Origin of the sequence: Micromonospora jinlongensis (assembly GCF_013410645.1) — a bacterium.
GTDB classification, from domain to species: domain Bacteria; phylum Actinomycetota; class Actinomycetes; order Mycobacteriales; family Micromonosporaceae; genus Micromonospora; species Micromonospora zamorensis.
This window is the reverse complement of sequence record NZ_JACCHK010000001.1, coordinates 4,336,371-4,362,625: the sequence shown is the minus strand read 5'-3', so window position 1 is coordinate 4,362,625 and position 26,255 is coordinate 4,336,371. Positions and strand designations below refer to the sequence as shown.

At 70.3% G+C, this 26,255-nt stretch carries 24 protein-coding genes and 2 tRNA genes; 11 read left to right on the top strand and 15 right to left on the bottom strand.

What is annotated here, in order from left to right:
- Positions 1–110: 110 nt before the first annotated feature.
- The gene (locus HNR22_RS19365) at positions 111–4,562 is read left to right on the top strand and encodes a cation-translocating P-type ATPase (RefSeq protein ID WP_179783628.1); all 4,452 of its coding nucleotides are present in this window, start codon (positions 111–113) and stop codon (positions 4,560–4,562) included.
- 62 nt (positions 4,563–4,624) lie between these two features.
- Positions 4,625–5,425: an MBL fold metallo-hydrolase gene (locus HNR22_RS19360; RefSeq protein ID WP_179781528.1), complete on the top strand. Its 801-nt coding sequence runs from the start codon at positions 4,625–4,627 to the stop codon at positions 5,423–5,425.
- Between the two features lie 100 nt (positions 5,426–5,525).
- Here the strand turns inward: HNR22_RS19360 and HNR22_RS19355 are convergent, their stop codons facing one another.
- The 3 genes from HNR22_RS19355 to HNR22_RS19345 all read right to left on the bottom strand — a co-directional run bounded on the left by HNR22_RS19355 (position 5,526) and on the right by HNR22_RS19345 (position 6,804).
- On the bottom strand, positions 5,526–5,945 hold the full coding sequence (locus tag HNR22_RS19355; RefSeq protein WP_179781527.1) for a CBS domain-containing protein: 420 nt from the start codon (positions 5,943–5,945) through the stop codon (positions 5,526–5,528).
- A 111-nt stretch (positions 5,946–6,056) separates the two neighbouring features.
- A complete protein-coding gene (locus HNR22_RS19350; RefSeq protein ID WP_246380944.1) occupies positions 6,057–6,365 on the bottom strand; it encodes a hypothetical protein in 309 nt (102 codons plus the stop codon).
- A 64-nt stretch (positions 6,366–6,429) separates the two neighbouring features.
- The gene (locus HNR22_RS19345; protein ID WP_179781526.1) at positions 6,430–6,804 is read right to left on the bottom strand and encodes a YciI family protein; all 375 of its coding nucleotides are present in this window, start codon (positions 6,802–6,804) and stop codon (positions 6,430–6,432) included.
- Between the two features lie 218 nt (positions 6,805–7,022).
- Here HNR22_RS19345 and HNR22_RS19340 point away from each other — a divergent pair, with 218 nt between their 5' ends.
- Positions 7,023–7,580 (top strand): AAA family ATPase, encoded by a 558-nt coding sequence (locus tag HNR22_RS19340; RefSeq protein WP_179781525.1) that lies wholly within the window; start codon positions 7,023–7,025, stop codon positions 7,578–7,580.
- A gap of 42 nt (positions 7,581–7,622) precedes the next feature.
- Here HNR22_RS19340 and HNR22_RS19335 read toward each other — a convergent pair.
- The 6 genes from HNR22_RS19335 to gyrB all read right to left on the bottom strand — a co-directional run bounded on the left by HNR22_RS19335 (position 7,623) and on the right by gyrB (position 13,649).
- Positions 7,623–7,698 (bottom strand) — tRNA-Ala (locus HNR22_RS19335).
- Between the two features lie 42 nt (positions 7,699–7,740).
- Positions 7,741–7,869 (bottom strand): DLW-39 family protein, encoded by a 129-nt coding sequence (locus HNR22_RS31005; RefSeq protein ID WP_007453934.1) that lies wholly within the window; start codon positions 7,867–7,869, stop codon positions 7,741–7,743.
- A 43-nt stretch (positions 7,870–7,912) separates the two neighbouring features.
- Positions 7,913–7,986, bottom strand: a tRNA-Ile gene (locus tag HNR22_RS19330).
- Positions 7,987–8,136: 150 nt separating this feature from the next.
- Positions 8,137–9,045, bottom strand: a complete 909-nt coding sequence (locus tag HNR22_RS19325; RefSeq protein ID WP_179781524.1) for a DUF3566 domain-containing protein — start codon at positions 9,043–9,045, stop codon at positions 8,137–8,139.
- Positions 9,046–9,049: 4 nt separating this feature from the next.
- Positions 9,050–11,572, bottom strand: a complete 2,523-nt coding sequence (gyrA, locus tag HNR22_RS19320) for a DNA gyrase subunit A (protein ID WP_179781523.1) — start codon at positions 11,570–11,572, stop codon at positions 9,050–9,052.
- A 130-nt stretch (positions 11,573–11,702) separates the two neighbouring features.
- The gene (gene gyrB / locus HNR22_RS19315; RefSeq protein ID WP_179781522.1) at positions 11,703–13,649 is read right to left on the bottom strand and encodes a DNA topoisomerase (ATP-hydrolyzing) subunit B; all 1,947 of its coding nucleotides are present in this window, start codon (positions 13,647–13,649) and stop codon (positions 11,703–11,705) included.
- Positions 13,650–14,169: 520 nt separating this feature from the next.
- Between gyrB and HNR22_RS19310 the strand changes: the two genes are divergently transcribed.
- Entirely contained in the window at positions 14,170–14,724 is a 555-nt protein-coding gene (locus HNR22_RS19310) for a hypothetical protein (protein WP_088950808.1), read from the top strand.
- Here the strand turns inward: HNR22_RS19310 and HNR22_RS19305 are convergent.
- Positions 14,709–15,209 carry a MarR family winged helix-turn-helix transcriptional regulator gene (locus tag HNR22_RS19305; RefSeq protein ID WP_179781521.1) on the bottom strand — a complete coding sequence of 167 codons (501 nt, stop codon included), beginning with the start codon at positions 15,207–15,209 and terminating at the stop codon, positions 14,709–14,711. The genes HNR22_RS19310 and HNR22_RS19305 overlap by 16 nt on opposite strands.
- Before the next feature lie 104 nt (positions 15,210–15,313).
- Here HNR22_RS19305 and HNR22_RS19300 point away from each other — a divergent pair, with 104 nt between their 5' ends.
- The gene (locus HNR22_RS19300; RefSeq protein ID WP_179781520.1) at positions 15,314–15,541 is read left to right on the top strand and encodes a hypothetical protein; all 228 of its coding nucleotides are present in this window, start codon (positions 15,314–15,316) and stop codon (positions 15,539–15,541) included.
- Positions 15,542–15,548: 7 nt separating this feature from the next.
- On the opposite strand, the gene HNR22_RS19295 is transcribed toward HNR22_RS19300, so the two are convergent.
- From HNR22_RS19295 to dnaA, 5 genes are all read right to left on the bottom strand, one after another.
- On the bottom strand, positions 15,549–16,160 hold the full coding sequence (locus HNR22_RS19295) for a DciA family protein (RefSeq protein ID WP_179781519.1): 612 nt from the start codon (positions 16,158–16,160) through the stop codon (positions 15,549–15,551).
- Positions 16,150–17,283: a DNA replication/repair protein RecF gene (recF, locus tag HNR22_RS19290; RefSeq protein ID WP_179781518.1), complete on the bottom strand. Its 1,134-nt coding sequence runs from the start codon at positions 17,281–17,283 to the stop codon at positions 16,150–16,152. Before recF ends, HNR22_RS19295 begins: the two co-directional genes overlap by 11 nt.
- 16 nt (positions 17,284–17,299) lie before the next feature.
- Positions 17,300–18,172, bottom strand: a complete 873-nt coding sequence (gene gnd / locus HNR22_RS19285) for a phosphogluconate dehydrogenase (NAD(+)-dependent, decarboxylating) (protein ID WP_179781517.1) — start codon at positions 18,170–18,172, stop codon at positions 17,300–17,302.
- Positions 18,173–18,212: 40 nt separating this feature from the next.
- Entirely contained in the window at positions 18,213–19,346 is a 1,134-nt protein-coding gene (dnaN, locus tag HNR22_RS19280) for a DNA polymerase III subunit beta (protein ID WP_088950803.1), read from the bottom strand.
- Positions 19,347–20,123: 777 nt separating this feature from the next.
- On the bottom strand, positions 20,124–21,953 hold the full coding sequence (gene dnaA, locus HNR22_RS19275; protein WP_179781516.1) for a chromosomal replication initiator protein DnaA: 1,830 nt from the start codon (positions 21,951–21,953) through the stop codon (positions 20,124–20,126).
- Positions 21,954–22,577: 624 nt separating this feature from the next.
- Between dnaA and rpmH the strand changes: the two genes are divergently transcribed.
- The 6 genes from rpmH (at position 22,578) to rsmG (ending at position 26,147) form a co-directional block, all read left to right on the top strand.
- Positions 22,578–22,715: a 50S ribosomal protein L34 gene (gene rpmH / locus HNR22_RS19270; protein WP_007453904.1), complete on the top strand. Its 138-nt coding sequence runs from the start codon at positions 22,578–22,580 to the stop codon at positions 22,713–22,715.
- A gap of 34 nt (positions 22,716–22,749) precedes the next feature.
- Positions 22,750–23,166 carry a ribonuclease P protein component gene (gene rnpA, locus HNR22_RS19265; protein WP_179781515.1) on the top strand — a complete coding sequence of 139 codons (417 nt, stop codon included), beginning with the start codon at positions 22,750–22,752 and terminating at the stop codon, positions 23,164–23,166.
- A complete protein-coding gene (yidD, locus tag HNR22_RS19260) occupies positions 23,163–23,450 on the top strand; it encodes a membrane protein insertion efficiency factor YidD (protein WP_088950801.1) in 288 nt (95 codons plus the stop codon). The genes rnpA and yidD overlap by 4 nt, the downstream gene beginning before the upstream one ends.
- Positions 23,451–23,453: 3 nt before the next feature.
- Entirely contained in the window at positions 23,454–24,446 is a 993-nt protein-coding gene (gene yidC / locus HNR22_RS19255; RefSeq protein WP_179781514.1) for a membrane protein insertase YidC, read from the top strand.
- Positions 24,447–24,658: 212 nt separating this feature from the next.
- Positions 24,659–25,294: a R3H domain-containing nucleic acid-binding protein gene (locus HNR22_RS19250; protein WP_179781513.1), complete on the top strand. Its 636-nt coding sequence runs from the start codon at positions 24,659–24,661 to the stop codon at positions 25,292–25,294.
- Between the two features lie 4 nt (positions 25,295–25,298).
- Positions 25,299–26,147, top strand: a complete 849-nt coding sequence (gene rsmG, locus HNR22_RS19245) for a 16S rRNA (guanine(527)-N(7))-methyltransferase RsmG (protein ID WP_179781512.1) — start codon at positions 25,299–25,301, stop codon at positions 26,145–26,147.
- The last annotated feature ends 108 nt before the right edge of the window (positions 26,148–26,255 follow it).

The window sequence follows — 26,255 nt, the reverse complement described above, 5'->3', positions numbered from 1 at the left end:
GGTCGGGAAGCCAGGCCGCCGGACGTGAGGCGGTGGGAGGACGAGATGGCCAAGGTCAGGACCAGCAGCAACAGGGAGCCGGGCCGGCGCCCGTCCAGCCGTACGCCTCGATGACGGCGGCGGGTCGCGCTGCCGGCCGCATCCTGCCCTCCTTTGGCGTGCCGCACCTGGTCGGCGAGGCGTCCCGGACCGTCGGGTCGGCCGCGACCCGGCTGGCCCGGTCGGTCGGGCTCGCCCGGCGTCGGGTCTGGTCCCGGCCCGGTCGCCACCACATCGAGGTGCACGGCGTGTGCCAGGAGGGCGGCGACCAGCTCGCCCGGCAGGTGGAGGGCGCGCTGGAGCGGATGCCCGGGGTGGCGTGGGCCAGGGTGAACGCGCCATCCGGGCGGGTGGTGGTGGCCGTGCAGGCTCCCGAACCGGCTCTGGGTGACCTCATCGCCACGATCAGCCGGGTCGAGCGGACCTGCGACCACGAGCCCGACCCGGAGATTCCGCCCCCGCACCCGCCGGAGGAGGGCCCACACAACCCGCGCACCCTCGGCGCGCTCGCCTCGGACGCGCTGGGTCTGACCCTCTGGGCGGCCACCCGGATCCTGCCGTTCGCACCGTTGCCCGGTGAGGTGGCCGGCGTGCTGTCGGCGGTCGACCTGCAACCGAAGCTGCACGCGTTCCTCGGCAAGGCGTTGCGCTCCGACCCGCGCGCAGAGGTCCTCTTCCCCCTGGCCGAGGCCGTGGTGCAGGGCCTGACCGGCCGCTGGACCGGCATCGTCCTCGACAGCGTCCAACGGTTCGTCGAGTGGGGCGAGGACCGGGCCCAGTTCTCCGCCTGGGAGAGCGCCGAACCGCGGTTGACCGGCGACCCCGAGCGTGCCGTCGCCCGGTGGCCGATAGCGGACCGTCCCCGACCCAAGCCGCACGGCCCGGTCGAGCGGTACATCAACCGGTCACTCGCCGCCGGTACGGCGGCCGGCGCGGCGGCGGCGCCCTTCGCCGGGCGCAAGCGGGCCGCCGCGCTGGGCCTGTCGGCGCTGCCGAAGGCGCCCGGCAGCGGACGCGAGGGGTACGGCGCCCAACTCGGCCGGATGCTGGCCCGGCGCGGGGTGATCGCGATGGACCGCAGTGTGCTGCGGGAGTTGGACCGGATCGACACGCTCGTGCTGGACGCCGCGGTGCTCGGCTCGGACCGGGGCGTACTGGCCGATCTGGCACCCGCGCCCGGTGCGGACGTCGACCAGGTGGCGGAGCGGGCCTTCGCGCTGTTCGACCCCGACGATCCGGCTGCCTCCCGGACGGCGGACGGCTGGCGGCTCGGGCCGCTGGACCAGATGCCCGCTCACGACTCCGGCAACGTCCCGGACGGCGACCGGTTGCGCTCGGCCGGCGGCAAACTGCTCGGCCTCGCCCACGGTGACCGACTCGCCGCCCTGTTGCGTGTCGAGCCGGAACCCGCACCCGGCGTCGACGGGCTGCCGGCCGCCGCGCGGCGGGCCGGCCTGCGGCTGGTCGTGGCGGGCGGTGACGAGCAGCGGTACGGGTTCGCCGATGCGATGCTGCCCGGCGGGGACCGGCTGGCCGAGTCGGTACGCGCGTTGCAGCGCGACGGCGCGATGGTGATGCTGGTTTCCGCGGACCGCAGGGCGCTCGGCGCGTCCGACTGCGGCCTCGGGTTCGCCCCGCCGGAGGACCTGCCGCCGTGGGGCGCGCACCTGCTCGTCGGTGCCGACCTGCGGGTGGTGGCCCTGGTGATCGAGGCGACCGGGGTGGCTCGGCGTACGGCCCGGCAGAACATCCGGCTGGCCATGGCCGGCACCGGCCTCGGGGCGCTGGGCGCGTTCACGGCACCGCCGACCGAGCTGCCCGGCCGGTCGCTCGTCGCGGTGAACGGCGCGGCCGGGTTGGCCTTCGCGAACGGGGTCTGGCAGGCCCGCCGGTTGCACGACCAGTCGGACACACCGGCACCCGTCACGACCCCCTGGCACCTGATGCCCGTCGGCACCGTGCTCGACCACCTGCACACCACGCCGGACGGTCTGGCCAGCGCGGATGCGCAGCGCCGGCACCACGGCACTGGCGGAAACGGCGATGCCGGACCGGGCAGCGGAGGGCTGCTGCGTGCCTTCGTGGACGAGTTGTCCAACCCGCTCACCCCGGTGCTGGTGGCCGGGGCGGTGCTCTCCGCGTCGTTCGGGTCGCTGGTCGACGCCGCGCTGGTGGGCAGCGTCGTCGGCGGGTCCGCCCTGATCGGAGCGGTGCACGAACGCAACACCGAACGGTCGCTGGCCGAACTCCTGTCCCGTTCGGCGGTGACCGCACGGGTCCGCCGCGACGGTGCCGAGCAGGTTCTCGCCGCCGAGGACCTGGTCCTCGGAGACGTCATCGCCCTTGAGCCAGGTGACTCGGTGCCCGCCGACTGTCGCGTCCTGGAGGCGGTGGGTCTGGAGGCGGACGAATCGTCACTGACCGGTGAGTCGTTGCCGGTCGCCAAGTCCAACCGACCGGTGGTGGCCGCCGCGATCGCCGACCGGCACTCCATGTTGTACGAGGGCACCACCGTCGCCGCCGGGCATGGCACTGCCGTGGTGGTGGCGACCGGGCCGGACACCGAATCCGGGCGCAGCCTCGCCCTGGTCAAGCAGGCCCCACCCGCCAGTGGGGTGGAAGCCCGGCTCGGCTCGTTGACCCGGGCGGCCATCCCGTTGGCCGCCGGTTCGGCGGTGGCGGTGGCCGGCGCGGGCCTGCTTCGGGGCGTACCCCTGGCCGAGACGGCGGCGACCGCCGCGAACCTCGCGGTGGCGTCCGTGCCGGAGGGGTTGCCGTTCCTGGTCAGCGCGGCGCAGCTGGCCGCCGCCCGGCGGCTGGCCGAGCACGGCGCCCTGGTTCGCAACCCGCGCACCATCGAGGCGCTGGGTCGGGTGGACGTGCTCTGCTTCGACAAGACCGGCACTCTCACCGAGGGCAAGCTGCTGCTCGCCGGGGTCGGCGACAGCACCGGTGACCGGTACGCCCCGGTGGACCGACTGGACGACCGACTCCAGTTGACGCTGGCCGCGGCGCTGCGGGCCACTCCCGCCGCGACGAAGCCGGAGGAGTTGGCGTTGCAGACCGACCGGGCCGTGTGGCGGGGTGCCGGCGAGGCTGGGGTGGTGGAGCAGACCGGTGCTGCCGGTTGGCAGGCCGCCGGTGGGCTGCCGTTCGAGCCGTCCCGCGGCTACCACGCGAGCGTCGGGGAGACCGACGGGCGCCTGTTGTTGAGCGTCAAGGGCGCTCCGGAGACAGTGCTGCCCCGCTGTTCGGCCCGGCGTACGGACGGGACTCAGGAGCCGCTGGACGATGCCGGCCGCGCGGAGTTGGAGCGGATGCTCGCCGACCGGGCCGGGGCGGGCAACCGGATCCTGGCCGTCGCCGAGTGCAATGTGGCCGATCCGAAGGTGACCGATGCCAGTGTTCGCGGGCTGACCTTCGTGGGTTTCCTGGCCCTCGCGGACGGGGTCCGGGAGAGTGCCGCCCCGGCGGTACGCCGGATCCGGCAGGCCGGCGTGCACACCATCATGATCACCGGCGATCACCCCGCCACCGCCGAGGCGATCGCCGCCACCATCAGCGAGCACGACGAACAGCGGGTGGTCACCGCCGGCGAACTCGACCAACTGGACGACGACGCGCTCGCCGAGCGGTTGGCCAACACCGACGTGGTGGCCCGCTGCACCCCGGCGCACAAGGTGCGGATCATCCAGGCGTTGCAGAAGTGCGGGCGAACCGTGGCGATGACCGGCGACGGTGCCAACGACGCCCCGGCGATCCGGCTGGCCGACGTCGGCATCGCCCTTGGCCAGCGAGGCACCCCGGCCGCTCGCGCCGCCGCCGACCTGGTGGTCACCGACGACCGGTTGGAGACCATCATCGCGACCCTGATCGAAGGGCGGGCGATGTGGTCGTCGGTGCGGCACGCGCTCAGCATCCTGGTTGGGGGCAACCTCGGCGAGATCGCTTTCAGTGTGCTCACCGCCGCGGCGACCGGCCGTTCCGCGCTCACCGGGCGACAACTGCTGCTGGTCAACCTGCTCACCGACCTGGCGCCGGCTCTGGCCATCGCGGTCCGGCCACCAGCGTCGGACCGCACCGATGCGCTGCTGCGGGAGGGCCCGGACACGGCGCTCGGCGAGAGCCTCACCAGGGAGATCGGGCTGCGGGCGGCAGCCACCACGCTGGGCGCGACCGCCGGCTGGACGTTGGCCCGCTACACCGGCCGCCGCCAGCGAGCCGGAACGGTCGCCCTGGTCTCCCTGGTCGGCACCCAGCTCGGCCAGACCATCCTGGCCGGCGGCACCAGCCCGGCCGTGCTGGCGTCCACGGCGGCGTCGCTGGGCGTGCTGGTCGTCGTGGTGCAGACGCCGGGGGTGAGCCAGTTCTTCGGCTGCACCCCGCTCGGGCCGGTCGGCTGGAGCATCGGGGCCGGGTCGGCGCTCGGCGCCACCTTCGCCAACGGCGCGCTCACCAAGCTGATGGAACACGTGCCGCAGGCCCGACCGGGCAGGGACGGCGCGAGCGGTTCCGAGAGCTGAGCACCGAACCAACCGCATGCTCACGGCTCGCCGGGGTACCGCAGCCGGAGGAGGTGGGCAGGATGGCGGAGCAACCACAGGTGACGTTCATCGGTACCGCGACGACGGTGCTGCGGATCGGCGGGTTCACCCTGTTGACCGACCCGAACTTTCTGCACCGGGGCCAACGGGCGTACCTGGGCAAGGGTTTGTGGTCGCGCCGACGCACGGACCCCGCGCTACGCATCGCCCAGCTCCCGGAGCTGGACGCGGTGGTCCTCTCCCACCTGCACGGCGACCACTTCGACCGGGTGGCCCGCCGGGAACTGGACCGCGACCTGCCCATCGTCACCACCCCGGCGGCGGAACGCAGGCTGCGTCGCTGGGGCTTCCAGGCCGCCCAGGGCCTGCCGACCTGGTCGTCCCGAGAGCTGCACCGCGACGGTACGACGCTGCGCCTGACCTCGATGCCCGGACAGCACGGACCGGGTGCTCTGGACCGGCTGATGCCCGACGTCATGGGCACGATGATCGACGTGGAGCGCTCCGGGCGGCGCGAGTTCCGGCTCTACGTCACCGGCGACACGCTCAACCGGCCGCTGCTCACCGCCATCCCCGAGCGCTACCCGGACATCGACGCGATGCTCATCCATCTCGGCGGCACGAAGGTCGCCGGGATCCTGCTCACCATGGACGCCCAGCAGGGCGCCGACCTGGTGGAACTGGTCCGCCCGAAGCTGACCGTGCCGATCCACTACGACGACTACCCGGTGTTCCGCTCGCCGCTGGCGCACTTCGTCGACGAGGCCCGCCGCCGTGGCTGGGTGAAGCAGGTACGCACCATCGCCCGCGGGGAGACCGTCCCGCTCACCCCGTTCTCCTGACCGCCTCTGTCGCTCTGGTCCTCCCGACCGCCGATCGGGTAGAGCCCCGACACGTCGATCGCCGCCCACCCGGGGCGGCGATCGAGGAAGGGTGCGACGGTCAGCTGCGCTCGGAGATGGCCTCGATGAGGTCGCCCACCGGGCGCTCCGGCAGGGAACGGGCCACGTCGGCGACAGCCACGATGCCGACCAGCTCATGCCCGTCGATCACCGGCAGCCGGCGTACCTTGTGCTGGCCCATGGTCCGCAGGATCTCGGCCGCGTCGTCGTCCGCGCCGATGGTCACCACCTCGCCCTGGGCCAGCTCACCGGCCGTCACGTTCGCCGGATCGCGGCCCTCGGCCAGCACCTTCACCACGATGTCGCGGTCGGTCAGCATGCCCTTGAGCCGGTTGTCGTCGCCGCAGATCGGCAGTGAACCGACCCCCAGCTCCGCCATCTGCTTCGCGGCCGACTTCATGTCGTCCTGCTCGCGGACACAGGTCACGTCGTTCGTCATGATCTCGCGTGCCGTAGGCATTGGTGACACCTCGCTTCCGGGGGGTTGTTGCCGTTTCTCCTACCCCGGTCGGGCACGGCCATGCCGCCCACCTTGTCCTCACCGTGCCCGCGCCGTCACCGCGCCCAGCCCTCACTGCTCGTCCGAGCGGAACGGGTCCCGGGCCGGGCCCTGCTCGGCCCAGCAGAGGCCACCGCGAAACTCCACCCCTGGGATGCCGTCGGCAAGGTGGCTGATGTCCACCACGCTCGACACGGAGGCGGCGAGGTCCGATCGAAGCTCCTCGACCGCCGCCTCCAGGTCGTCCTCCTCTGTGGACCAGTCGATGTCGGCTGCACGCAGGTCGGCGACCGCTTGACGGGTGACCGCCGCCGGGTCGGTGACGATCACATCGATCCGGCAGTAGATGTGCATGGTGACTGGTGCCGACTGTGGATCCATGCACGGATCATGACAAGGGCCGCTCGAAAGTGGCAGGTCCCTTCGAGCAGACCTCGCCGGGGAGTCACCCCCGACTTTCGGCCTCACGGATCATGGCGTCCGTCTCGGGGTCGGGCATGAGCTCCCGGACGTCCTGGGCGCAGCGGCAGGCGGCGGCCATCTTGGCAGCCCATGCAAGCGCCTCCTCGCGCGTTGCCACGTCGACGACCGAGAACCCGCCGATGACCTCCCTGGTCTCCGGGTAGGGGCCATCGGTGACCGTCCCATCGGTGGCTACGACGCTCGCCTGCTGCCTTTCGAGTCCGCCGCCGTACACCCACACGCCGGCGTTCACGGCCTCCTGGACGACCGCGTGCGAGGCCTTGCCCACGTCGGGCATCTCCTCGGCGGGGATGTGGTCCATCGCGCCGTCATTGAACGAGATCAGGTACTGCGTCATCGCCATGACTCCCTTGTCCCGGCGGCCTCCTCCGGCCACCTCTCGTCTGATCTACGAACGCCTCGCCTCGGATTCGACACTGTGCCAGAAAAACGTCGCGGGATCTGTCCGCTCCGCTCTCGCTGCTCGTTTGGCTTTCGCGTGAGCTGGGACGTCTCAGGTTGCACCCCTGGTGATGGTCACCACGCCTCCCAAATGATCGCCGATAGGGTGCCCGCGTGGACCAGTCAAGACCGGTGGTGTTTCTCCTCGTGGGGCTGCCGGGCTCAGGGAAATCGACCTACGCCCGGGCGCTGGAACTGACCGGGGTGGTTCGACTGTCGGTAGACGACGTCCTGCAGGCACGGCACGGTCGACTCGGGAAGGACTACCCAGCCGAACGCCATGTCTCCCTGTTGGATCCTGCCGTCGAAGATGTGCGACAGCAGCTCATCGAACTGATCCGGAACGGCCGCTCGGTCGTTCTAGATCACGGCCTCGGGCAACGCCGCGAGCGCGACGACTACAAGCAGCTTGTTGAATCGCTCGGTGCTGGCTGGCGTCTGCTGCACTTCCGCGTCGATCAGGCCGAACTGAGGCGGCGCCTCGCCATCCGGAATGAGGACGCCGCGTGCGGCATCATCCCGCCCGAAACATTGGACTGGATGGCGGACGTCTCGGAGGAACCACATGGCGAGGGAGAAGAGATCGTCACCGCAACCTGGCCGATCGAGCGGGTCACCGTCGTCGGGCTGCCTCGGCCATCGATCGTGGAGGGCGAGGAGGGGAAGGCGTAACCGCTCGGCTGCACTCGGACCGAGATCAACCGGTGAAAGTGCTGGTGGAGCCCAGGGGACTCGAACCCCTAACCCCTGCCTTGCAAAGGCAGTGCTCTGCCAGTTGAGCTAGGGCCCCGTGAGTGGCCGTGGCGTCGATCGCTCGTCGCCGGGCCGGACGTCAGCGCAGGTCGGGTGCGGTGGTCGCCTCGTGCCACAGGGCACGCTCGTCGTTGGCGGCCTTGACCTTGTTGAAGACGACGGCAGCCACGCCGACGACGCCGGCCAGGATCAGCAGCTTCTTGAACATGGGGCGACCCCTCGCGCTCGACTAGCGTCGGACGACAATGCGGTGGGGCTAGATGGAATCGAACCATCGACCTCAGAGTTATCAGCTCTGCGCTCTAACCGACTGAGCTATAGCCCCGCGTTGCGACGAGCAAGATTAACCCATCCACTCTGCCGGCCCCAAATCGGGGTCCGACCCTGCGAGCCGGGCCGTCGCCGCCTGCAAAACCTACCCGAGTACGGGACGCCGGAGCGACCGCATTCCGCGGCGCCCCGGCGTCCCGGTTGCTCAGTCGCGCTCGGCGAGGGTCAGCTCGATCCCGCCGACCAGGTCGGCGCAGACGTTGTAGACGAACGCTCCCAGCGTGGCCAGCGCGGTGAACAGCACCACGTTGACCAGGCCGATGAGCGCCGAGCTGAGGATCACGCCCTTGGCGGTGATCTGGAACCCGCTGGTGCTCTCTCCACCGCCGGCGTTGACCAGGTCACTCAGGCTGTCGTTGACGCTCTGGAACACGCCCATCGCGTCCAACGCCAGGTACAGCACCGAGGTGGCGACCACCACGACGATGAAGAGCACTACCGAGACGGCGAATGCGAACTTCATCACCGACCACGGGTCGATCCGCTTCAGGTTCAGCCGGGCCCGGCGCGGTCCGCGGGAAGCGGCCGAGCTGACCGAGGTACGCGCCGCGCGTACCGCATCGCCAACGCGGGCTGCCCCGACGGCGGACGCGTTGCCGATGCCGGGCGGCAGGCCACCACCGCTGGCCGGACGGCCGGCAGCGGACGTACGCGTCCCGTCCGGCTGCGTCATGCCCGGTGTGATCCGCGGCTGGGTGCCGGTGGACCCGGTCGACGCCGCCTGACCGGGCCGGACGTTGATCGGCTGGGTGGTCGCCGGACGAGCCGAGGGTGGCGCCGCCGCACCCGAAGGTGTGGCGGCTGCCGACGTCGGCGCCTCGGCACCGGACGTCTTCTCGGCCTTGTCGGCGGCCCCGGCGTCCTCACCGGCCGGCTCCGGCGGGGGTGTCATGCCGGGAGCCCTCGTGAATTTCGGGGCAGGCGCATCGGCGGGGACCGTAGCCCGGCCCACGGCCGCGCGGCCGGTCGCTGGTGTGCCGCCCTTGGCGGCCTCCTCGTCGACCGGGTTGGCCGAGGTCCCCGTGTTCCCCGACTTCGCCTGTGTCTCCGTCATTCAACTAGTCCTGTTCGTCAGGCTCGTCGGCATTGCGAGCAATCGCCACGATAGTCACGCCGTCCGGGAGGTCCATCAGCTTGACCCCCATTGTGTTCCGGTCACGCGTACGGCGTACAGGCTTCACCGGAGTCCGAATGACACCACCATTGCTGGTGATCGCGAACAGCTCGTCGTCCGGATCGATCACCACCGCGCCGACCAGACCACCGCGCCGCTCGGTGATCTTCGCAGTCAACACGCCCTTACCTCCCCGGCCCTGCACCGGGTATTCCTCGATCGGGGTCCGCTTCGCGTATCCCCCGTTCGTGGCCACCAGAACGTCCAGGCCGTCCCGGACGACCTCCATGGCGAGCAGGACATCGTCGTCCGTGAAGCGCATGCCGATCACACCCGAGGTGGCCCGGCCCATCGGCCGCAACGCCTCGTCCGAGGCGTTGAACCGGATCGCCTGCGCCTTCTTGGAGACCAGCAGCAGGTCGTTCTCCGGCGCAACCAGCGCAGCACCGACCAGCTCGTCCTCATCGCGCAGGTTGATCGCGATGATGCCGCCGGAACGGTTGGAGTCGAACTCCTCGAGCCGCGTCTTCTTCACCAGGCCGTTCTTCGTGGCCAGTACCAGATAGGGGGCTACCTGGTAGTTCGGGATCTCAATGATCTGCGCTATCTGCTCGTCGGGTTGGAAGGCGAGCAGGTTGGCCACGTGTTGGCCCTTGGCTACCCTACTGGCCTCCGGCAACTCGTATGCCTTGGCCCGGTATACGCGTCCCTTGTTCGTCAGGAACAGGATCCAGTCGTGGGTCGAGCAGACGAAGAAGTGGCTGACGATGTCGTCCTGCCGCAGCGTGGCGCCGCTGACGCCCTTACCGCCGCGTCGCTGCGAGCGGTAGAGATCGACCTTGGTCCGCTTGGCGTACCCGGTGCGGGTGATCGTGACGACCACGTCCTCGCGGGCGATGAGGTCCTCCATCGAGACCTCGCCGTCGAACGGGATGATCTTCGTCCGCCGGTCGTCGCCCCACTTGGCGACGATCTCACCGAGCTCCTCGGAGACGATCTTCCGCTGCCGCTCCGGCTTGGCGAGGATGTCCTTGAGGTCAGCGATCTCGATCTCGAGCTTGGCCAAGTCGTCCACGATCCGCTGCCGCTCCAGGGCGGCGAGGCGGCGCAGCTGCATGTCCAGGATCGCGGTCGCCTGGATCTCGTCGATCTCCAGCAGCCGGATCAGGCCCTGCCGGGCGTCGTCCACTGTCGGGGAGCGCCGGATGAGGGCGATCACCTCGTCCAGTGCGTCCAGCGCCTTGCCCAGACCGCGCAGGATGTGTGCCCGCTCCTCGGCCTTGCGCAGCCGGAACGCGGTCCGCCGGCGGATCACGTCGATCTGGTGCTCGACGTAGTAGCGGAGGAACTGGGCCAGGTTGAGCGTGCGCGGCACCCCGTCGACCAGCGCCAGCATGTTGGCGCCGAAGGTCTCCTGGAGCTGGGTGTGCTTGTAGAGGTTGTTCAGCACGACCTTCGCGACCGCGTCGCGCTTGAGCACCAGGACGATCCGCATGCCGGTACGACCGGAGGACTCGTCGCGGATGTCGGCGATCCCGGCGAGTTTGCCCTCCTTGATCAGCTCGGCGATCCGCTCGGCGAGGTTGTCCGGGTTGACCTGGTAGGGCAGCTCGCTGACGACCAGGCAGGGGCGGCCCCGCTTGTCCTCCTCGACCTCCACCACGGCGCGCATCCGGATCGAGCCGCGACCGGTGCGGTAGGCGTCCTGGATCGCGGTCGTGCCGACGATCAGGCCGTGGGTCGGGAAGTCCGGGCCCTTGACGATGCCGAGCAGGGCTTCGAGGGTGGTCTCCTCGTCCTCCTCCGGGTGCTCCAGGCACCACTGCACCGCCGCACCGATCTCCCGCAGGTTGTGCGGCGGGATCTTGGTGGCCATGCCGACCGCGATGCCCTCGGAGCCGTTCACCAGGAGGTTGGGGATCCGCGACGGCAGGATGGTGGGCTCCTTGGCCCGGCCGTCGTAGTTGTCCTGCAGGTCGACGGTGTCCTCGTCGATGTCCCGCAGCATCTCCATGGCGAGGGGGTCGAGCTTGCACTCGGTGTATCGCATGGCGGCGGCAGGGTCGTTGCCCGGCGAGCCGAAGTTGCCGTTGCCGTCGACCAGCGGGTAGCGCAGCGACCAGGACTGCGCCATCCGGACCAGCGCGTCGTAGATCGCCGAGTCGCCGTGCGGGTGGAACTGACCCATCACGTCACCGACGACGCGGGAGCACTTCACGTAGCCGCGGTCGGGACGGTAGCCGGAGTCGAACATTGCGTAGAGGATCTTGCGGTGGACCGGCTTGAGGCCGTCCCGGACGTCCGGCAGTGCGCGACCGACGATGACGCTCATCGCGTAGTCGAGGTAGGAGCGCTGCATCTCCACCTCGAGCCCGACCGGTTCGATCCGGTCGTGCGCGACCACCGCGGCGATGGCCTCGGCGGGGACCTCGGGCTCGTTCGGTGTGGACTCGGGAGAATCGGTCACTGTATACCCTTATCAGACTCAGAGTCGTTTTCGTGCTGTGGATAACCGCTGTGGATAGCGGCCAAGCTGTGGATAACTCTGTGGATCGGTGGATCGACCGGGCAGCGCCCGGCCGATCCACCGCGATCCGTCAGATGTCCAGGAACCGCACGTCCTTGGCGTTGCGCTGGATGAACGACCGGCGCGCCTCGACGTCCTCACCCATCAGCACACTGAACAACTCGTCGGCGGTCGCCGCGTCGTCGAGAGTGACCTGACGCAGGGTACGCGTCGCAGGGTTCATCGTGGTTTCCCACAGCTCGGGATAGTTCATCTCGCCGAGGCCCTTGAAGCGCTGGATGTCGTCCGGCTTGGCGTTCGGCTTCTTCTGCTGGCGCAGCGCGATCAGACCGTCCCGCTCGCGGTCGGAGTACGCGTACTGGGCGTCGTCGCCCTTCTTGTTCCACTTGATCTTGTAGAGCGGCGGGGCGGCCAGGTAGACGTTGCCCATCTCCACCAGGGGACGCATGAAGCGGAACAGCAGCGTGAGCAGCAGTGTCTGGATGTGCTGGCCGTCGACGTCCGCGTCGGCCATCAGCACCACCTTGTGGTACCGCAGCTTCTCCATGTCGAAGTCGTCGTGGATGCCGGTGCCCAGTGCCGTGATCAGCGCCTGGACCTCGTTGTTCTTGAGCACCCGGTCGATCCGGGCCTTCTCCACGTTGAGGATCTTGCCGCGGATCGGCAGGATCGCCTGCGTCCGCGGGTCGCGGCCCTGCTTGGCCGAGCCGCCGGCCGAGTCGCCCTCGACGATGAACACCTCGGACTCACGCGGGTCGGTGGACTGGCAGTCGGCCAGCTTGCCCGGCATCGAGCCGGACTCCAGCAGCGACTTGCGCCGGGCCAGCTTGCGCGCCTGCTGCGCGGCGATCCGGGCCCGCGCCGCCTGGGAGGCCTTCGTGATGATCATCTTGGCCTCGGCCGGGTTGCGGTCGAACCAGTCGACCAGCCGGTCGTTGCAGACCCGCTGCACGAAGCTCTTCACCGGGGTGTTGCCCAGCTTGGTCTTGGTCTGACCCTCGAACTGCGGGTTGGCCAGCTTGACCGAGATGATCGCCGCGAGCCCTTCGCGAATGTCCTCGCCGGAGAGCTTCTCGTCGCCCTTGAGCAGCTTCTTGTCGGTGCCGTACCGGTTGACCACGCTCGTCAGCGCGGACCGGAAGCCCTCCTCGTGGGTGCCGCCCTCGTGGGTGTTGATCGTGTTGGCGAAGGTGTAGACCGACTCGCCGTACGACTCGTTCCACTGCATGGCGATCTCGAGCGACATGCCCTCCTCCTCGGCGCCGAACTCGACCACGGTCTTGTGGATCGGGCTCTTCGAGGCGTTGAGGTGTCGGACGAAGTCGGCGATGCCACCCTCGTAGTAGAAGGTCACCTCGCGCTGCCGGCCGTCCTCCTCCTCGGCCACCCGCTCGTCGAGCAGGTGGATGCGCAGGGCGCGGTTGAGGAAAGCCATCTCCTGAAGACGTCGGTAGATGGTCTGGAAGTCGAAGTCGACGGTCTCGAAGACGTCGGGGTCGGGCCAGAAGGAGACCGCCGAGCCGGTGCGGTCGGTGGCCTCGCCCTTCTCCAGCGGGCTCGGCTTGGAGTTGGTGTAGTGCTGCCGCCACACGGCGCCGGACTTGTGGATCTCGACGAACATCTTGGTGGAGAGGGCGTTCACCACGGACACACCGACGCCGTGCAGACCGCCGGAGACCGCGTACGCCTTGCCGTCGAACTTGCCACCCGCGTGCAGGATCGTCAGCGCGACCTCGACACCCGGCTTCTTGAGCTTCGGGTGGAGGTCGACCGGGAAACCACGGCCGTTGTCGGTGACCCGCACGCCGCCGTCGGCGAGCAGCACCACGTCGATGGTGTCGCAGTATCCGGCGAGCGCCTCGTCGACAGCGTTGTCCACAACCTCCCAGACGAGGTGGTGCAGACCGCGCTCGCCGGTGGACCCGATGTACATACCGGGCCGCTTGCGGACCGCCTCCAGACCCTCAAGAACGGTGATCGACTCTGCGCCGTACTCCTGCTTGTCCTGCGCTGCCACCCTCGGCCACTTTCTCGCGTCAGCCGCGCCGGTAGGGCGCGTCGGGCGCGGGTTCGGCGGACAGGACGCGACGTCGGCGCGCGGACCGGTGCCGGAGACCTCCGGACAACGGGTCGAACGCGCCGGTCGCCGCGGTTGCCCGCGGATCGCGATCGGCTCGACCCGACGTGGAGAATGAATCTGGGGCCACCGGCCCCGTCCCTCTCCCACACCGGGTCTTCGTCTCGCTGTCAATCCTACTGTGCGTGGGGGACAGAACCACCACTCGGCACCCTCAGAGAGGCGGCTGAGATGTCCGTAGCCGGCAGAACCCCGCTGCCCGCGACTCCCCCCACACGCCAGGGTCCGATCGCACGCGCCGTCCCCGGACGGGTTGACCCGCGCCCGGGCGGGTCGGGGGTCGCGGCCGAAGCATCCGTGCCGTACGTTTGCGGCGCCCCGGAACCAGCCTTGATCTTTACCGGCCGGAACCGGGACGATCGACCCGATCGACCCGACACGTGCTCTTAAGAGGTGACAGATGGGGCTGGACAACGTCGCGGTGCACTGGCCGCGGACCGGCCGCTTCTACGATCCGGTCGCACCGGCCGAGTTCGTCGACTTCGGCGAGATCGTCGACCTGCCGCGAATCTCCGCGCCGACGGCCGCGCTGGCCGAGCTGATCGCGAAGACCGGCACCATCCGGGCGACCGCGTACACCGAGCTGGTGGATCTGCTCCTCGGCCTGGAAGGTGTGTTGTACGCCACAGACGCCGCCGCTGAGGACGAGGACCCGGTGATCGACCCGGACGGCTGCTCCTGGATCGCCAGCGGCATCGAGAGGTTCGTGGCCGGGCACCGTCCTTACGGCGAGGCGGTCACCTTCGAGTCGGTGAGCACGGTGCTGCGTTCTCTGCTCGGCGACGGCAGGCTGGCCGAGCAGCAGCTGCGGTGGTTGGAGACCCGGCTCGACGCGCTGCGCGACGAGCGCGGGGACCCGCCGCAGTGGAACTTCACCTGCGCGGAGCTGGGCGTGCTGGCCGCGTTCTACCGGCGCTGCGCCGAACGTGGTTTCGCCGTCTACGCCGACGCCTGAGCCGCCGCGCCGGCCCCCGGCGAGGTCGGGTCGCCACCCGATCGGTTGGCCGCCGCGATCACCTGCGTGAGCACCGCGTTCAGGTGTTGCAGGTCCTCGACGGGCAGCCCGAGCCGCTGCACGATCGCGGCCGGGATCAGCTCGGCCCGGCTTCGCAGTGCGGCGCCGCTGTCGGTGAGGGTGACGGCGAGGCTGCGCTCGTCGCTGGGATCGCGCTCCCGGCGCAGGTAGCCGGCTGCTTCGAGCCGCTTGAGCAGTGGTGACAGTGTGCCCGGATCGAGCTGCAACAGGCGGCTGAGGTCGCGGCCGGACAACGGTGCGTGCTGCCAGAGCGCCAACATGACCAGGTATTGCGGATGGGTCAGCCCCATCGGCTCCAGGAGTGGGCGGTAGACCGCCACCACACTGCGCGCGGCCACCGAGAGGGCGAAACAGACCTGCTGCTCCAGCGCCAGCGGGTCGACGCCCTCCGGTCTCTCGCTCATCGGTTGCCCTCCTGATGCACGATAGCTATCGTACCAATCATTGGTGTACCAACCATTGGTAGGCCAACAGTTGCGGGACCACACGACGCGGGAGAGTGCGGCAGATGAGCGAGGACGGCGCGGTCACCAGGGCCCCGGGCGAGGGCGGCCGACTCCTGAGCTGGGCCTTCCGGCATCTCGCCGGCCCCGCCGAGGGTGTGAAGGGCGCGGTGCAGGGCGGCTCGGCCGAGGCCCGCGACGCGTGGAAGCGCGACCTGGCCGAGCGCAAGCGCTTCACCCGGGAGCAGCGCGAGCGTAAGCGGGCCGACCGCGAGGCCCAGCGGCGGAGCTGAGGCGCCCTCAGCCGTACGTGTCGCGTGGGCCCCGCCCGCGTACCCGGCGCGGCCCCTTCGCCCAGGAGGGCGCGGCCGGGCCGTGGATGTGCAGCTTGCGCACCACGTTGTGGCCGACCTCGCTGGCGATCTGCTTCAGCAACGAGCCGGCGAGCAGCCGCAGCTGGGTTGCCCAGGCCGTCGAGCGCGCCTCCACGGTCAGCTCACCGTTCTCCAGCTTGACCGGGCGACTGTTCTGGGCGACCTCCGCGCCGACGACCCGCTCCCAGGCGCCGAACACGGTGGCCTCGGCCGCCGGCTGCTGCCAACCACGCGCCTTCACCAACCGGTTCAGCACCGCGCTGAGCGGCTGGGGATCGCGCGGGTCGGGGCCCGGGCCGGAGTAGCCCCGCAACCGCCGCCCCGAGCCGCCGGCAGCGTCGCCGCCTCCGCCGCCGGGGGCACGTCGGGCGCGCGCCGCCTGCTGCCGCCGGGACAGCGCAGCGTCGAGCACCGCCCGGGCCAGCTCCGGCCCGCTGGCGGCCGCCGCCGGCTCACCGCCCGTCGACTTTCCCCCGGGGGTACGCGCGGCGTCGCCCTTTCCGGCCCCGGGACTGTTGGTGCGTGGCTCATCCGACACGGCGTACCGTCCCTTCGCCGACCTGATAGCGGGTGCCCCGCAGAGCGGCCGGCACGTCGTCGTCCACGGCGCAGGTGACGAGCAGCTGACTCGCCCCACCGACCAACTCCGCCAGCCGCTCCCGGCGGCCGGTGTCCAACTCGGCGAACACGTCGTCGAGCACCAGCACCGGCTCGATGCCGTCGGCGCGCAGCAGGTCGTAACCGGCCAGCCGCAGCGCGAGCGCGAACGACCACGACTCGCCGTGGCTGGCGTACCCCTTGGCGGGCAGTGGCCCGAGGGTCAGCGCCAGTTCGTCGCGGTGCGGGCCGACCAGGGTGGTGCCCCGTTCGATCTCGGCGGAGCGGGACGCGGCCAGGGCGGCGGTCAGTGCATCCGCCAACGCGGCCCGGTCGGTGGTCGGCTCGGCCAGCTCGATCGAGGGCCGGTAGGCGATGCTCGCCGCGCCCCGACCGGCGGCCACCGCGTCGTACGCCTTGGCGACGTGCGGGGTGAGCGCGGCGACGAGCTCCAGCCGGCCGGCGAGCAGCTCCGCGCCGTGCTGGGCCAGGTGCGTGTCCCAGACGGCGAGGGTGCCGAGGTCGCCGCCCCGGGACCCGCCGGTCTTGCGAGCCAGGTACGCGGTGCGCAGCAGGGCGTTGCGCTGCTTGACCACCCGCTCGTAGTCGGCCCGCACCCCCGCGTACCGGGGTTGGCGGTTGACCAGCAGGTCGTCGAGGTAGCGGCGGCGCTCGGACGGGTCGCCCCGGACCAGCTCAAGATCCTCCGGGGCGAAGAGCACGAGTCGTAGCGCGCCGAGCACGTCCCGGGCCCGCCGTGCCGGTGACCGGCCCAGCCGGGCCCGGTTGGCCTTGCCGGGCACGATCTCCAACTCGACCAGGAGTTCCCGCCCGTCGTGGGCCACCGCGCAGCGGATCACCGCCGACGCGGCGCCCATCCGGACCAGCGGCGCGTCGGTGGCGACCCGGTGGGAATCCAGGGTCGCCACGTAGCCCAGCGCCTCGACGAGATTGGTCTTGCCGACGCCGTTGGCGCCGATCAGGACGTTCGCCCCCGGCTGGAGGTCGACGGCCACCCGCTCGTACGAGCGAAAGTCGACCAGTTCCAACCGTTGGACGTACACAGGGTGTGGATACCGCTCAGCGCTTGTGGACGGCGTGGCCACCGAACTGCTGACGCAGCGCGGAGACGGCCTTCATGGCGGGCGAGTCGTCCTGCCGCGACGCGAACCGGGCGAACAGCGAAGCGGTGATGACGTTCAGCGGCACGGCCAGCCGGACCGCCTCGTCGACCGTCCACCGGCCCTCGCCGGTGTCCTCGGTGTAGCCGCTCAACTCGGCCAGCTCCGGGTCCTCGTCCAACGCCCGGTCCAGCAGGTCGAGCAGCCAGGAACGGACGACGGTGCCCTCCCGCCAGGACTTGATCACGCCCGGCACGTTGGTCACCAGCTCGGAGGCGGCCATCAGCTCGTAGCCCTCGGCGTAGGCGTGCATCAGGCCGTACTCGATGCCGTTGTGCACCATCTTCGAGTAGTGCCCGGCACCGACGGGGCCGGCGTGCACGAAGCCGAACTCGCCCTCCGGCTTGAGGGCGCTGAAGATCGGCATCAGCCGGTCGACGTGCTCCTGGGCACCGCCGACCATCAGCCCGTAGCCGTTCTGCCGGCCCCACACGCCGCCGGAGACGCCGACGTCGAGGTAGCCGATGCCCCGCTCGTTGAGCCGCTCGGCCCGGGGCGCGTCGTCGCTGAAACGCGAGTTGCCGCCGTCGATGATGATGTCGCCCTCGCCAAGCACCTCGGCCAGTTCGTCGATCGTCGCGTCGGTGACACCGGCGGGCACCATGACCCAGACCGCGCGGGGCGACTCAAGCTTCTCTGCCAGGCCCGCGAGGGTCGTCACGTCGCTGATCTGCGCGTTGTGGTCGAAACCGACAACCTCGTGACCAGCGGCGCGCAGCCGCTCCCGCATGTTGCCGCCCATACGGCCGAGTCCTACAAGGCCGAGCTGCATGTGTTTCTACCTCCGTGGATCTGGGTGTTGCTGGGCGCGATCAGCGAGAGACGCGGATCGGCATGATGAGGTACCGGTACCCCGGAATTACCTCGCCATCCTCGTCGGCGGGAGAGATCACCGCGGGCTTGAAGGCGTCGACGAACGAGAGAACGGCGGTCTGGGAGCCCAGGTTGGCCAGGCCGTCGATGAGGTACTGCGGGTTGAAGCCGATGGTCAGCGCGTCACCGGTGAAGGTGGCCTCCATCGCCTCGCTGGCCCGGGCCTCCTCGGAACCGCCGGCCTCGACCACCAGGCCGTCGGCGCTGAAGCTCAGCAGCACCGGGGTCGTGCGCTCGGCAACCAGCGCGACCCGCTTGACGACCTCGATCAGGGTGCTGACCGGCACCCGGGCCGCGGCGTTGTGGGTGGCCGGGAAGAGCGAACGCACCGGCGGGTAGTTGGCGCCGTCGAGCAGGCGGCTGGTGGTGCGTCGGGTGCCGCCGGCCAGACCGACCATGCCCTCGCCCGCAGCGCCCTGGGCGAGGGCGAGGGTGACCTCGCCGCCCAGCGGGCCGAGAGCCTTGGCGGTGTCATTCAGGGTGCGGGCGGGCACCAGGGCGTTGATGCTCACGTCGGGGTCGTCCGGCCGCCACTGGATCTCGCGCAGCGCCAGCCGGTAACGGTCGGTGGCGAGCATCGACAGCGTGTTGCCGGACAGCTCGACGCGGACGCCGGTCATCATCGGCAGGGTCTCGTCCCGGCCGGCCGCGATGGCTACCTGGGAGACCGCCGTGGCGAACGCGGCGGCGTCGACAGTGCCGGCGCTCTGCGGCATCTCGGGCAACGCGGGGTAATCCTCCACCGGCATGGTGGGCAGGGTGAACCGGGCGCTGCCGCAGACCAGCTCGAGGTGGGCACCGACCGCGGCGATGTCGACCGGCTTGGCCGGCAGCGCCTTGGTGATCTCGGCGAGCAGGCGACCGGAGACGAGAGCGGCGCCGTCGGCGTCACCCTGCACCTCGACGGTGACCTGGCTGGAGACCTCGTAGTCGAACCCGGAGACCCGCAGGTTGCCGTCGGTGACGCGGAGCATCACCCCGGCCAGCACCGGTACGGATGGCCGGTTGGGCAGGCTCTTCGCGGTCCAGGCCACGGCCTCAGCGAGCGCGTCGCGCTCTACTCGGAACTTCATCAATGCCTCCGCGTCGACGTCAGCGACAACTCTCTCATGCCGACCGCTGCCTACCGTCCCGCCCAACCGTGCGGGTACCCATCGCACCTTAGGGCGCGTAGGCATCGGCTGTGCGCCCGACCCCATGGATCGTGTCGGTGCTGACCGGCTGATCCGGCAGCGTTCGGCCCGATCCACAGAAAGCCCAACGGTGATGATTGGTTTTTGTTCTCTTAGAAGAGATAACTCATCGTCTTCATCGCACCTGTGCAAACTGTGGACAACCCGGGTCTGCGCAGCTCAGAGAGGGTATCCACCGGTGATTTAGCTGTGGAGAACCGGGGGTACAACTGGCTCGCGTGTCCACAGGCCGCTCCGGCCGGCCGGTTGTCCACCGTTGTCCACCGGTTGTCCACCGGTAATCCACCGACTTTCTCCCCAAGCCTGTGGATCACGGTGAAGATCACCATTGCCGTCATCCCCAGAACCTTCAACAGCTCGTACACAGGTCGACGGTCATCGGTGGATAACGTGACCGTTGTCCCCAGGCGTCCACAGCTCCGTACACAGGGTTTCTCCACAGCCTGTGGGTAACCGGCGAAAGACGGACCGTAGTTATCCACCGACGGTGGACAACGAGCTGTGGACAACGAGTGGGCGTCGAGGCGGTCACGGCCTCGATGCTGTGGTCTCCACCATGTCGAGAGTCCAGCCGAGGACGAAAAAAAGACCGCCCGGCCGGAGATCCCGGCCGGGCGTGTCCCGAACTTCGTGCCGTCGCGACGGCTGGCGTACGCCTCAGCTGTTCTGCTTGATGCGGTTGGTCAGCTCGGCGATCTGGTTGTAGAGCGAGCGGCGCTCCGCCATCTGCTGACGGATCTTCCGGTCGGCGTGCATGACCGTGGTGTGGTCCCGCCCACCGAAGGCCTGGCCGATCCGGGGCAGTGACAGCTCGGTCAGCTCCCGACACAGGTACATGGCCACCTGGCGGGCGTTGACGAGCACCCGCGACCGGGACTGACCTCGCAGGTCCTCCAGGCTCACCCCGAAGTAGTCGGCGGTCGAGGCCATGATCTGGTCGGCGTTGATCTCCGGTCCGGCGCCGTCGGGCATGAAGTCCCGAAGCACCTCCTCGGCCAGGGACAGCTCGACGGTCGACCGGGTCAGGCTGGCGAACGCCGTCACCCGGATCAGCGCCCCCTCCAGTTCCCGGATCGAGTTCGACACCCGGGACGCGATGAACTCCAACACGTCCGGCGGGGCGTACATCCGCTCCTGCGCCGCCTTCTTCTGCAGGATCGCGATCCGCGTCTCCAGGTCCGGCGGCTGGATGTCGGCCAGCAGCCCCCACTCGAACCGGGTTCGCATCCGGTCCTCAAGGGTGGCGAGCTGCCGCGGCGACCGGTCGGAGGTGATCACGATCTGCTTGTTGGCGTTGTGCAGGGTGTTGAAGGTGTGGAAGAACTCCTCCTGGGTGCGCTCGCGGTTCTCCAGGAACTGGATGTCGTCGATCAGCAGGATGTCGACGTCGCGGTAGCGCCGCTGGAACGCACTGGTCTTGTCGTCCCGGAGCGAGTTGATGAAGTCGTTGGTGAACTCCTCGGTCGAGACGTACCGGACCGAGCGGGCGTTGCCGAGCGTCGTGGCGTAGTGCCCGATGGCATGCAGCAGGTGGGTCTTGCCCAGGCCGGAGTGACCGTAGATGAACAGCGGGTTGTACGCCTTCGCCGGCGACTCCGCCACCGCCACGCTCGCCGCGTGCGCGAACCGGTTGGACGAGCCGATGACGAACGTCTCGAACATGTACTTCGGGTTGAGCCGGTTGCCGCCGGTGTCGGCGCCGGGCAGCCGGCGGTCGTCGCGTCCACCCGCGCGATGGTCCACACCGCTGCGACCCGGGCCGCTGTCCGTTCCGCTGTCCCGGGGCAGCGCGCGGATCACGTGCTGGTCGCGCGGCGACGCCGATTCTTCCCGGTAGCGGGGCTCGTAGGGCCTGGTGTCCGGGCCCGGCGGATCCAGGCGACCAGCCGGCTCGTCGTAGCCGCGCCGGTCCGCTCCAGATCGGGGCGACCGCATCGGCTCCGCGAAGGAGGCACTGAACAGCGCCTCCTGCCCGTCCCTGCTGGCGGGGATCATCCCGGGACGATGCGCGTCGACGCTCGGCGCGAGCGGCGGACCCGCGGGTGCGGGTGGCGCGGCCGGCTCGGGCGTACGCGGCACGTGCGACTGCTCAGGGATCAGGGCATCGGCATGCGTCCGAGCGTCCTGGTCGTCATCGAAGGGTGCGGCAGCCGGACCCTCGACGTCGAACGGACTGGTCTCCGGAGCGCTGCGGTAGACGGTGCCGGCGGGTCGGCCCGTGGCGTCCTCGGCGACCCGAACGGTGACCGCCACCTGGATCGGTCGGCCGAGCCGGCGGGTGAGAGCCTCGGTGATCGCTGGACGCAGGCGGGACTCGATCACGTCGCGGGTGAACGCGTCCGGGACGGAGAGCAGCGCGGTGTCCTCGACGATCGCCCGCAGCCGGGTCAGTCGGAGATAGGCGCGCTGCTGGGCGGAGATGATCTCGTCGGCCAGCTCGTCGGTCGCCGCTAACCACACTGCGGCAAGGTCGGTCGTACCGGCCACCGTCGTGCCACCCCCTCGCCTCTGCTCCCGGCCGCCGCTGTCTGCCAGCCGGCCGTCCCGGGCCCGCCGCGTTCGCGGGTGGAACAACACCCACCTGACGGTCGACCGGTGGTCATCCACAAGTTATCCACAGCCTGTGTACCGACCGAATTGTGGCCGCCGCCGGACGCGGGTGGGACCTGCCCCTGCCTGAACGGGCGCTGAAGCGGGTTCACCGTGCCGAACGATTCACTGCCTGGTCCGGTCTTGCCTGTGCGACGACCGGAGCTTCCGACGCTCACCGCAATCGGGCACGGTAACAGCGTTGTCCCTGCGCCATCAACCGGCGACGCGGCGGGGCCCTTCTCGGCATCAGCGAAAACCGCCCTTCGGCTCGGGCGCGTCCCGTTGGCCGCTCCTCGGGGTGTTTGACGGTCATTGCACCCCTGCGTAGGCTGGAACGGTTGCTTTCTCGCCCTCTGCTAGGGTGATGGGTGCTTGCTGTCCGCGGTCGCATCCCCGCACCGCCGAGGTTCCGCTCCGCCGGGCAGCACCGATCGTGGGCCACCGTCGAGGTGGCCTGGACCACCACACGACCCCGGCGATTCCGTCGCGCGGGGCGCGTACGAAAACGGAGAGCCTGACGTGAGCAAGCGCACCTACCAGCCGAACAACCGCCGGCGCGCGAAGACCCACGGCTTCCGGCTGCGCATGCGCACCCGTGCCGGCCGTGCCATCCTCTCGAGCCGTCGCGCCAAGGGTCGCACCACCCTGTCGGCCTGAGCCGACCGGGCCGGTCCAGGGAACGTGGGCAGTCGTGCTGGCCGCCGCGCAGCGACTGCGGCGCAGCACTGACTTCGCCGCAGCGGTCCGTGGTGGCCGGCGCGCCGGACGTGGCGCCGTCGTGGTCCACCTGACCATGCCGGTGAGCGCCGACCCGAGCACACCGACCTCGTCGCAGCCGGTGCGGGACACCAGTGTGGAGCAGTCCTCCGCGCCGTCCCGCGCCGGCTTCGTCGTGTCCAAGGCCGTCGGCAACGCGGTGACCCGTAATCAGGTCCGGCGCCGACTACGGGAGCTGGTCCGAGAGCGGCTCGCCGCTCTGCCCGAGGGCAGCACCCTGGTCGTTCGAGCGTTGCCCGCCGCGGCCGAGGCGTCGTACCCCCGACTCGCCACCGACCTGGACGCCGCCCTCGCGGTTGCCCGGTCGTCCCGAGAGCGGCGGTCCCGATGAGCGCCGACCCGACGACCCCGCGCCCCACGTCAACCGGTGCCAGGGTGCTGATCGCACCCATCATCGCGTACCGTCGGTGGATAAGTCCGGCGCTGCCGGCCCGCTGTCGGTTCTACCCGTCGTGCAGTGCGTACGCCCAGGAGGCGGTGGCCCGGCACGGTGCCCTCCGGGGAGCCGCGCTCGCGGTCCGGCGGCTGTTGCGCTGCCACCCCTTCCACCCTGGTGGACATGACCCGGTGCCGGAGCCGGGCGGTCGCCGCCGCGCCGATGTGACTGGAGCCTGAGAATTGTTCAGTCTTGACTGGATCTACTATGCGATTTCGTGGATCCTGCTGACCTGGCACTCTGCCTGGGACGCCATCGGGGTGCCGGTCGGCGCGGTCATCGGCACCAACTTCGCCTGGATCCTGTCCATCGTCTTCCTGGTGGTCACCGTCCGGGTGATCCTGTTCCCCGTCTTCGTCAAGCAGATCAAGTCGCAGCGGGCGATGCAGGCGCTCCAGCCCAAGGTCAAGGAGCTTCAGGAGAAGCACAAGGGTGACCGGGAGACGCTCCAGAAAGAAATGATGGAGCTGTACAAGAAGGAGAAGGCCAACCCGCTGATGGGTTGCCTTCCGATGTTCCTTCAGATCCCGGTCTTCCTCGGCCTCTTCCACGTGCTGCGCCGCCTCGACCCGGACAAGCAGAACCAGACCCTCTACGGCTGGACCGTCGACCAGTTCCAGAGCGCCTCGCAAGCGAAGCTGTTCACCGCCCCGATTGCCGGCAAGTTCGGCTCCACCGCGGACGAGCTGGCCAGCCTCGGCGCCAACGGCACCACCGTGAAGATCATTGCTGGCGTCCTGGTCCTGATCATGATCGGCACCACCTACCTGACCAGCCGTCAGATGATCCTCAAGACCGGCTGGGCCGAGGACCCGCAGCAGCGGATGATCCAGCGCCTGATGCTCTACGGCATCCCCGCGTCACTGCTGATCTCCGGCGCGATCTTCCCGATCGGTGTGATCATCTACTGGGTCACCAACAACCTCTTCACCCTCGGCCAGCAGCAGTGGGTGCTGCGGAAGTTCCCGCCGCCGGTGACCGCCAAGAAGGCCGTGGCCCCCGCCGCCAGTCGTAACCCGGTGCAGCCCGCCAAGACCGGCGGCCTGTTCGGCCGCGGCAAGACGGCTCCGCCGGCGCCGGTCAAGGCGGCCGCGCCCAAGGTGGCCGGGCCGAAGCCGGGTGCCAAGCCGACGAACAACCCGAAGAAGAACCGCCCCGCCAAGCGGCAGGGCTGACCTCTGAGGGCCGCCACCAGGTGACTGGTGGCGGCCCGTTCCGCACTGTGCAGCCGCCGTGAGGCCGGCGCCGGGCGGAACCGACCGCGCACCGCGCGGCCACGGGCGACACTGCCCGTACAGACGTGCCTGTGGGCACCGGCGACCTCCCGCCGGCCCCGGGAAACCAGTCGGACCCGACGGTCCGGCCGAGCGAGTACGGAGATGAGACCGTGACCGAGACCAGCATCCCCCGCGCCGAGCAGTCCCTGGACGAGGAGGAGACCGCAACGCTCGCGGTGAACGGCGACGACACCGAGGACGACGAGACCGAGGACGACGACACCGAGGCGGACGACGACACCGGCACCGCCGCTACCGGCGGTCGGACGAAGAAGGCCGTCGGCGAGGGCGACCTGTTCCGGCAGAGCGAGATCGCCGCCGACTACGTCGAGGGGCTGCTCGACATCCTCGACTACGACGGCGACATCGACGAGTTGGTCGCCGCGGGCCGTCCCATGGTCGAGGTGGTCGGCGAGCGGCTCCAAAATCTGGTCGGTCAGCGCGGGGCGACCCTGGAGGCCCTCCAGGAGCTCACCCGCCTCGCCGTCTTCCGGCAGACCGGGACGCCGAGCCGCCTGCTGCTCGACGTCGGCGGCTACCGGGCGAACCGTCGCAAGGAACTCGCCGCGGTCGCCAAGAACGCCGTCGAGAAGGTCAAGGAGTACGGCGAGCCGGTCCGGCTGGACGCGATGTCCGCGTTCGAGCGCAAGTGCGTGCACGACGTGGTCAACGCCATGTCCGGCGTGGCGAGCGAGTCCGAGGGTGTGGAGCCGAACCGGCGCATCGTCGTACGGCCGGCGGACTGACCGGGTGACCCACGACGACATCACGGCCGACGCCGTGACCGGCCCGGGCGGCACGCCGCCCGGGCCGTCCGCTGTCCAGCCCACCGACGCCGACGCTGAATCGACCCGACCCGACAGCGCCCCGTCGCCAGCGGACGCGGCTCTGCCGCCCGAGTTGGCACCGGCCGCACTGACCCTCTTCGGCGACCGTCTCGACCTGGCCGCCGCGTACGCCGAGCTGTTGGCCACCGACGGCGTCGTCCGCGGTCTGATCGGCCCCCGGGAGGCACCCCGGATCTGGGATCGGCACATGCTCAACTGCGCCGCGGTCGCCGAGCGGATCCCGTCCGGCGCGACAGTGCTCGACGTCGGCTCCGGCGCCGGCCTGCCGGGTCTGGTCCTCGCCATCGCCCGTCCCGACCTCACGGTCACCCTGATCGAGCCGCTCGCCCGACGTACCTCGTTCCTGATCGAGGTCGTCGAGCGACTCGGCCTGGCGAAGTCGGTGCGGGTCTTCCGGGGTCGGGCGGACGAGGCGGCCACCGGATCGAGTGGCCGGGACCCGATCAGCGGGGACGTGGTGACCGCCCGCGCGGTCGCCCCACTGGACCGGCTGGCGGGCTGGAGCCTTCCCCTGGCAGTTCGGGGCGGCCGACTGTTGGCGCTCAAGGGGTCGTCCGCCGCAGCGGAGATCGAAGAGCACGCCGAGGTGGTGGCGCGACTCGGTGGTGGCGAGCCGACCGTGCAGCTGTGCGGCGTCGGGGTCATCGATCCGCCGACCACCGTGGTGGAGATCGTGCGCGAGCGAATGGTCGGCCCGGCTCGCCCGGCGGCCAGCAAGCGCTCGCGGGCCGGTCGCTCCCGCCGACGCTGACGATTCGCGCCATCGGGCTTCCGGCTGGTGGGTTGCCTCGTTGTACCGGTACGGATGGACGAGGAGATGACAACCCGACGTGGACCGGCCGCGCCCGTCCGCCGTAGG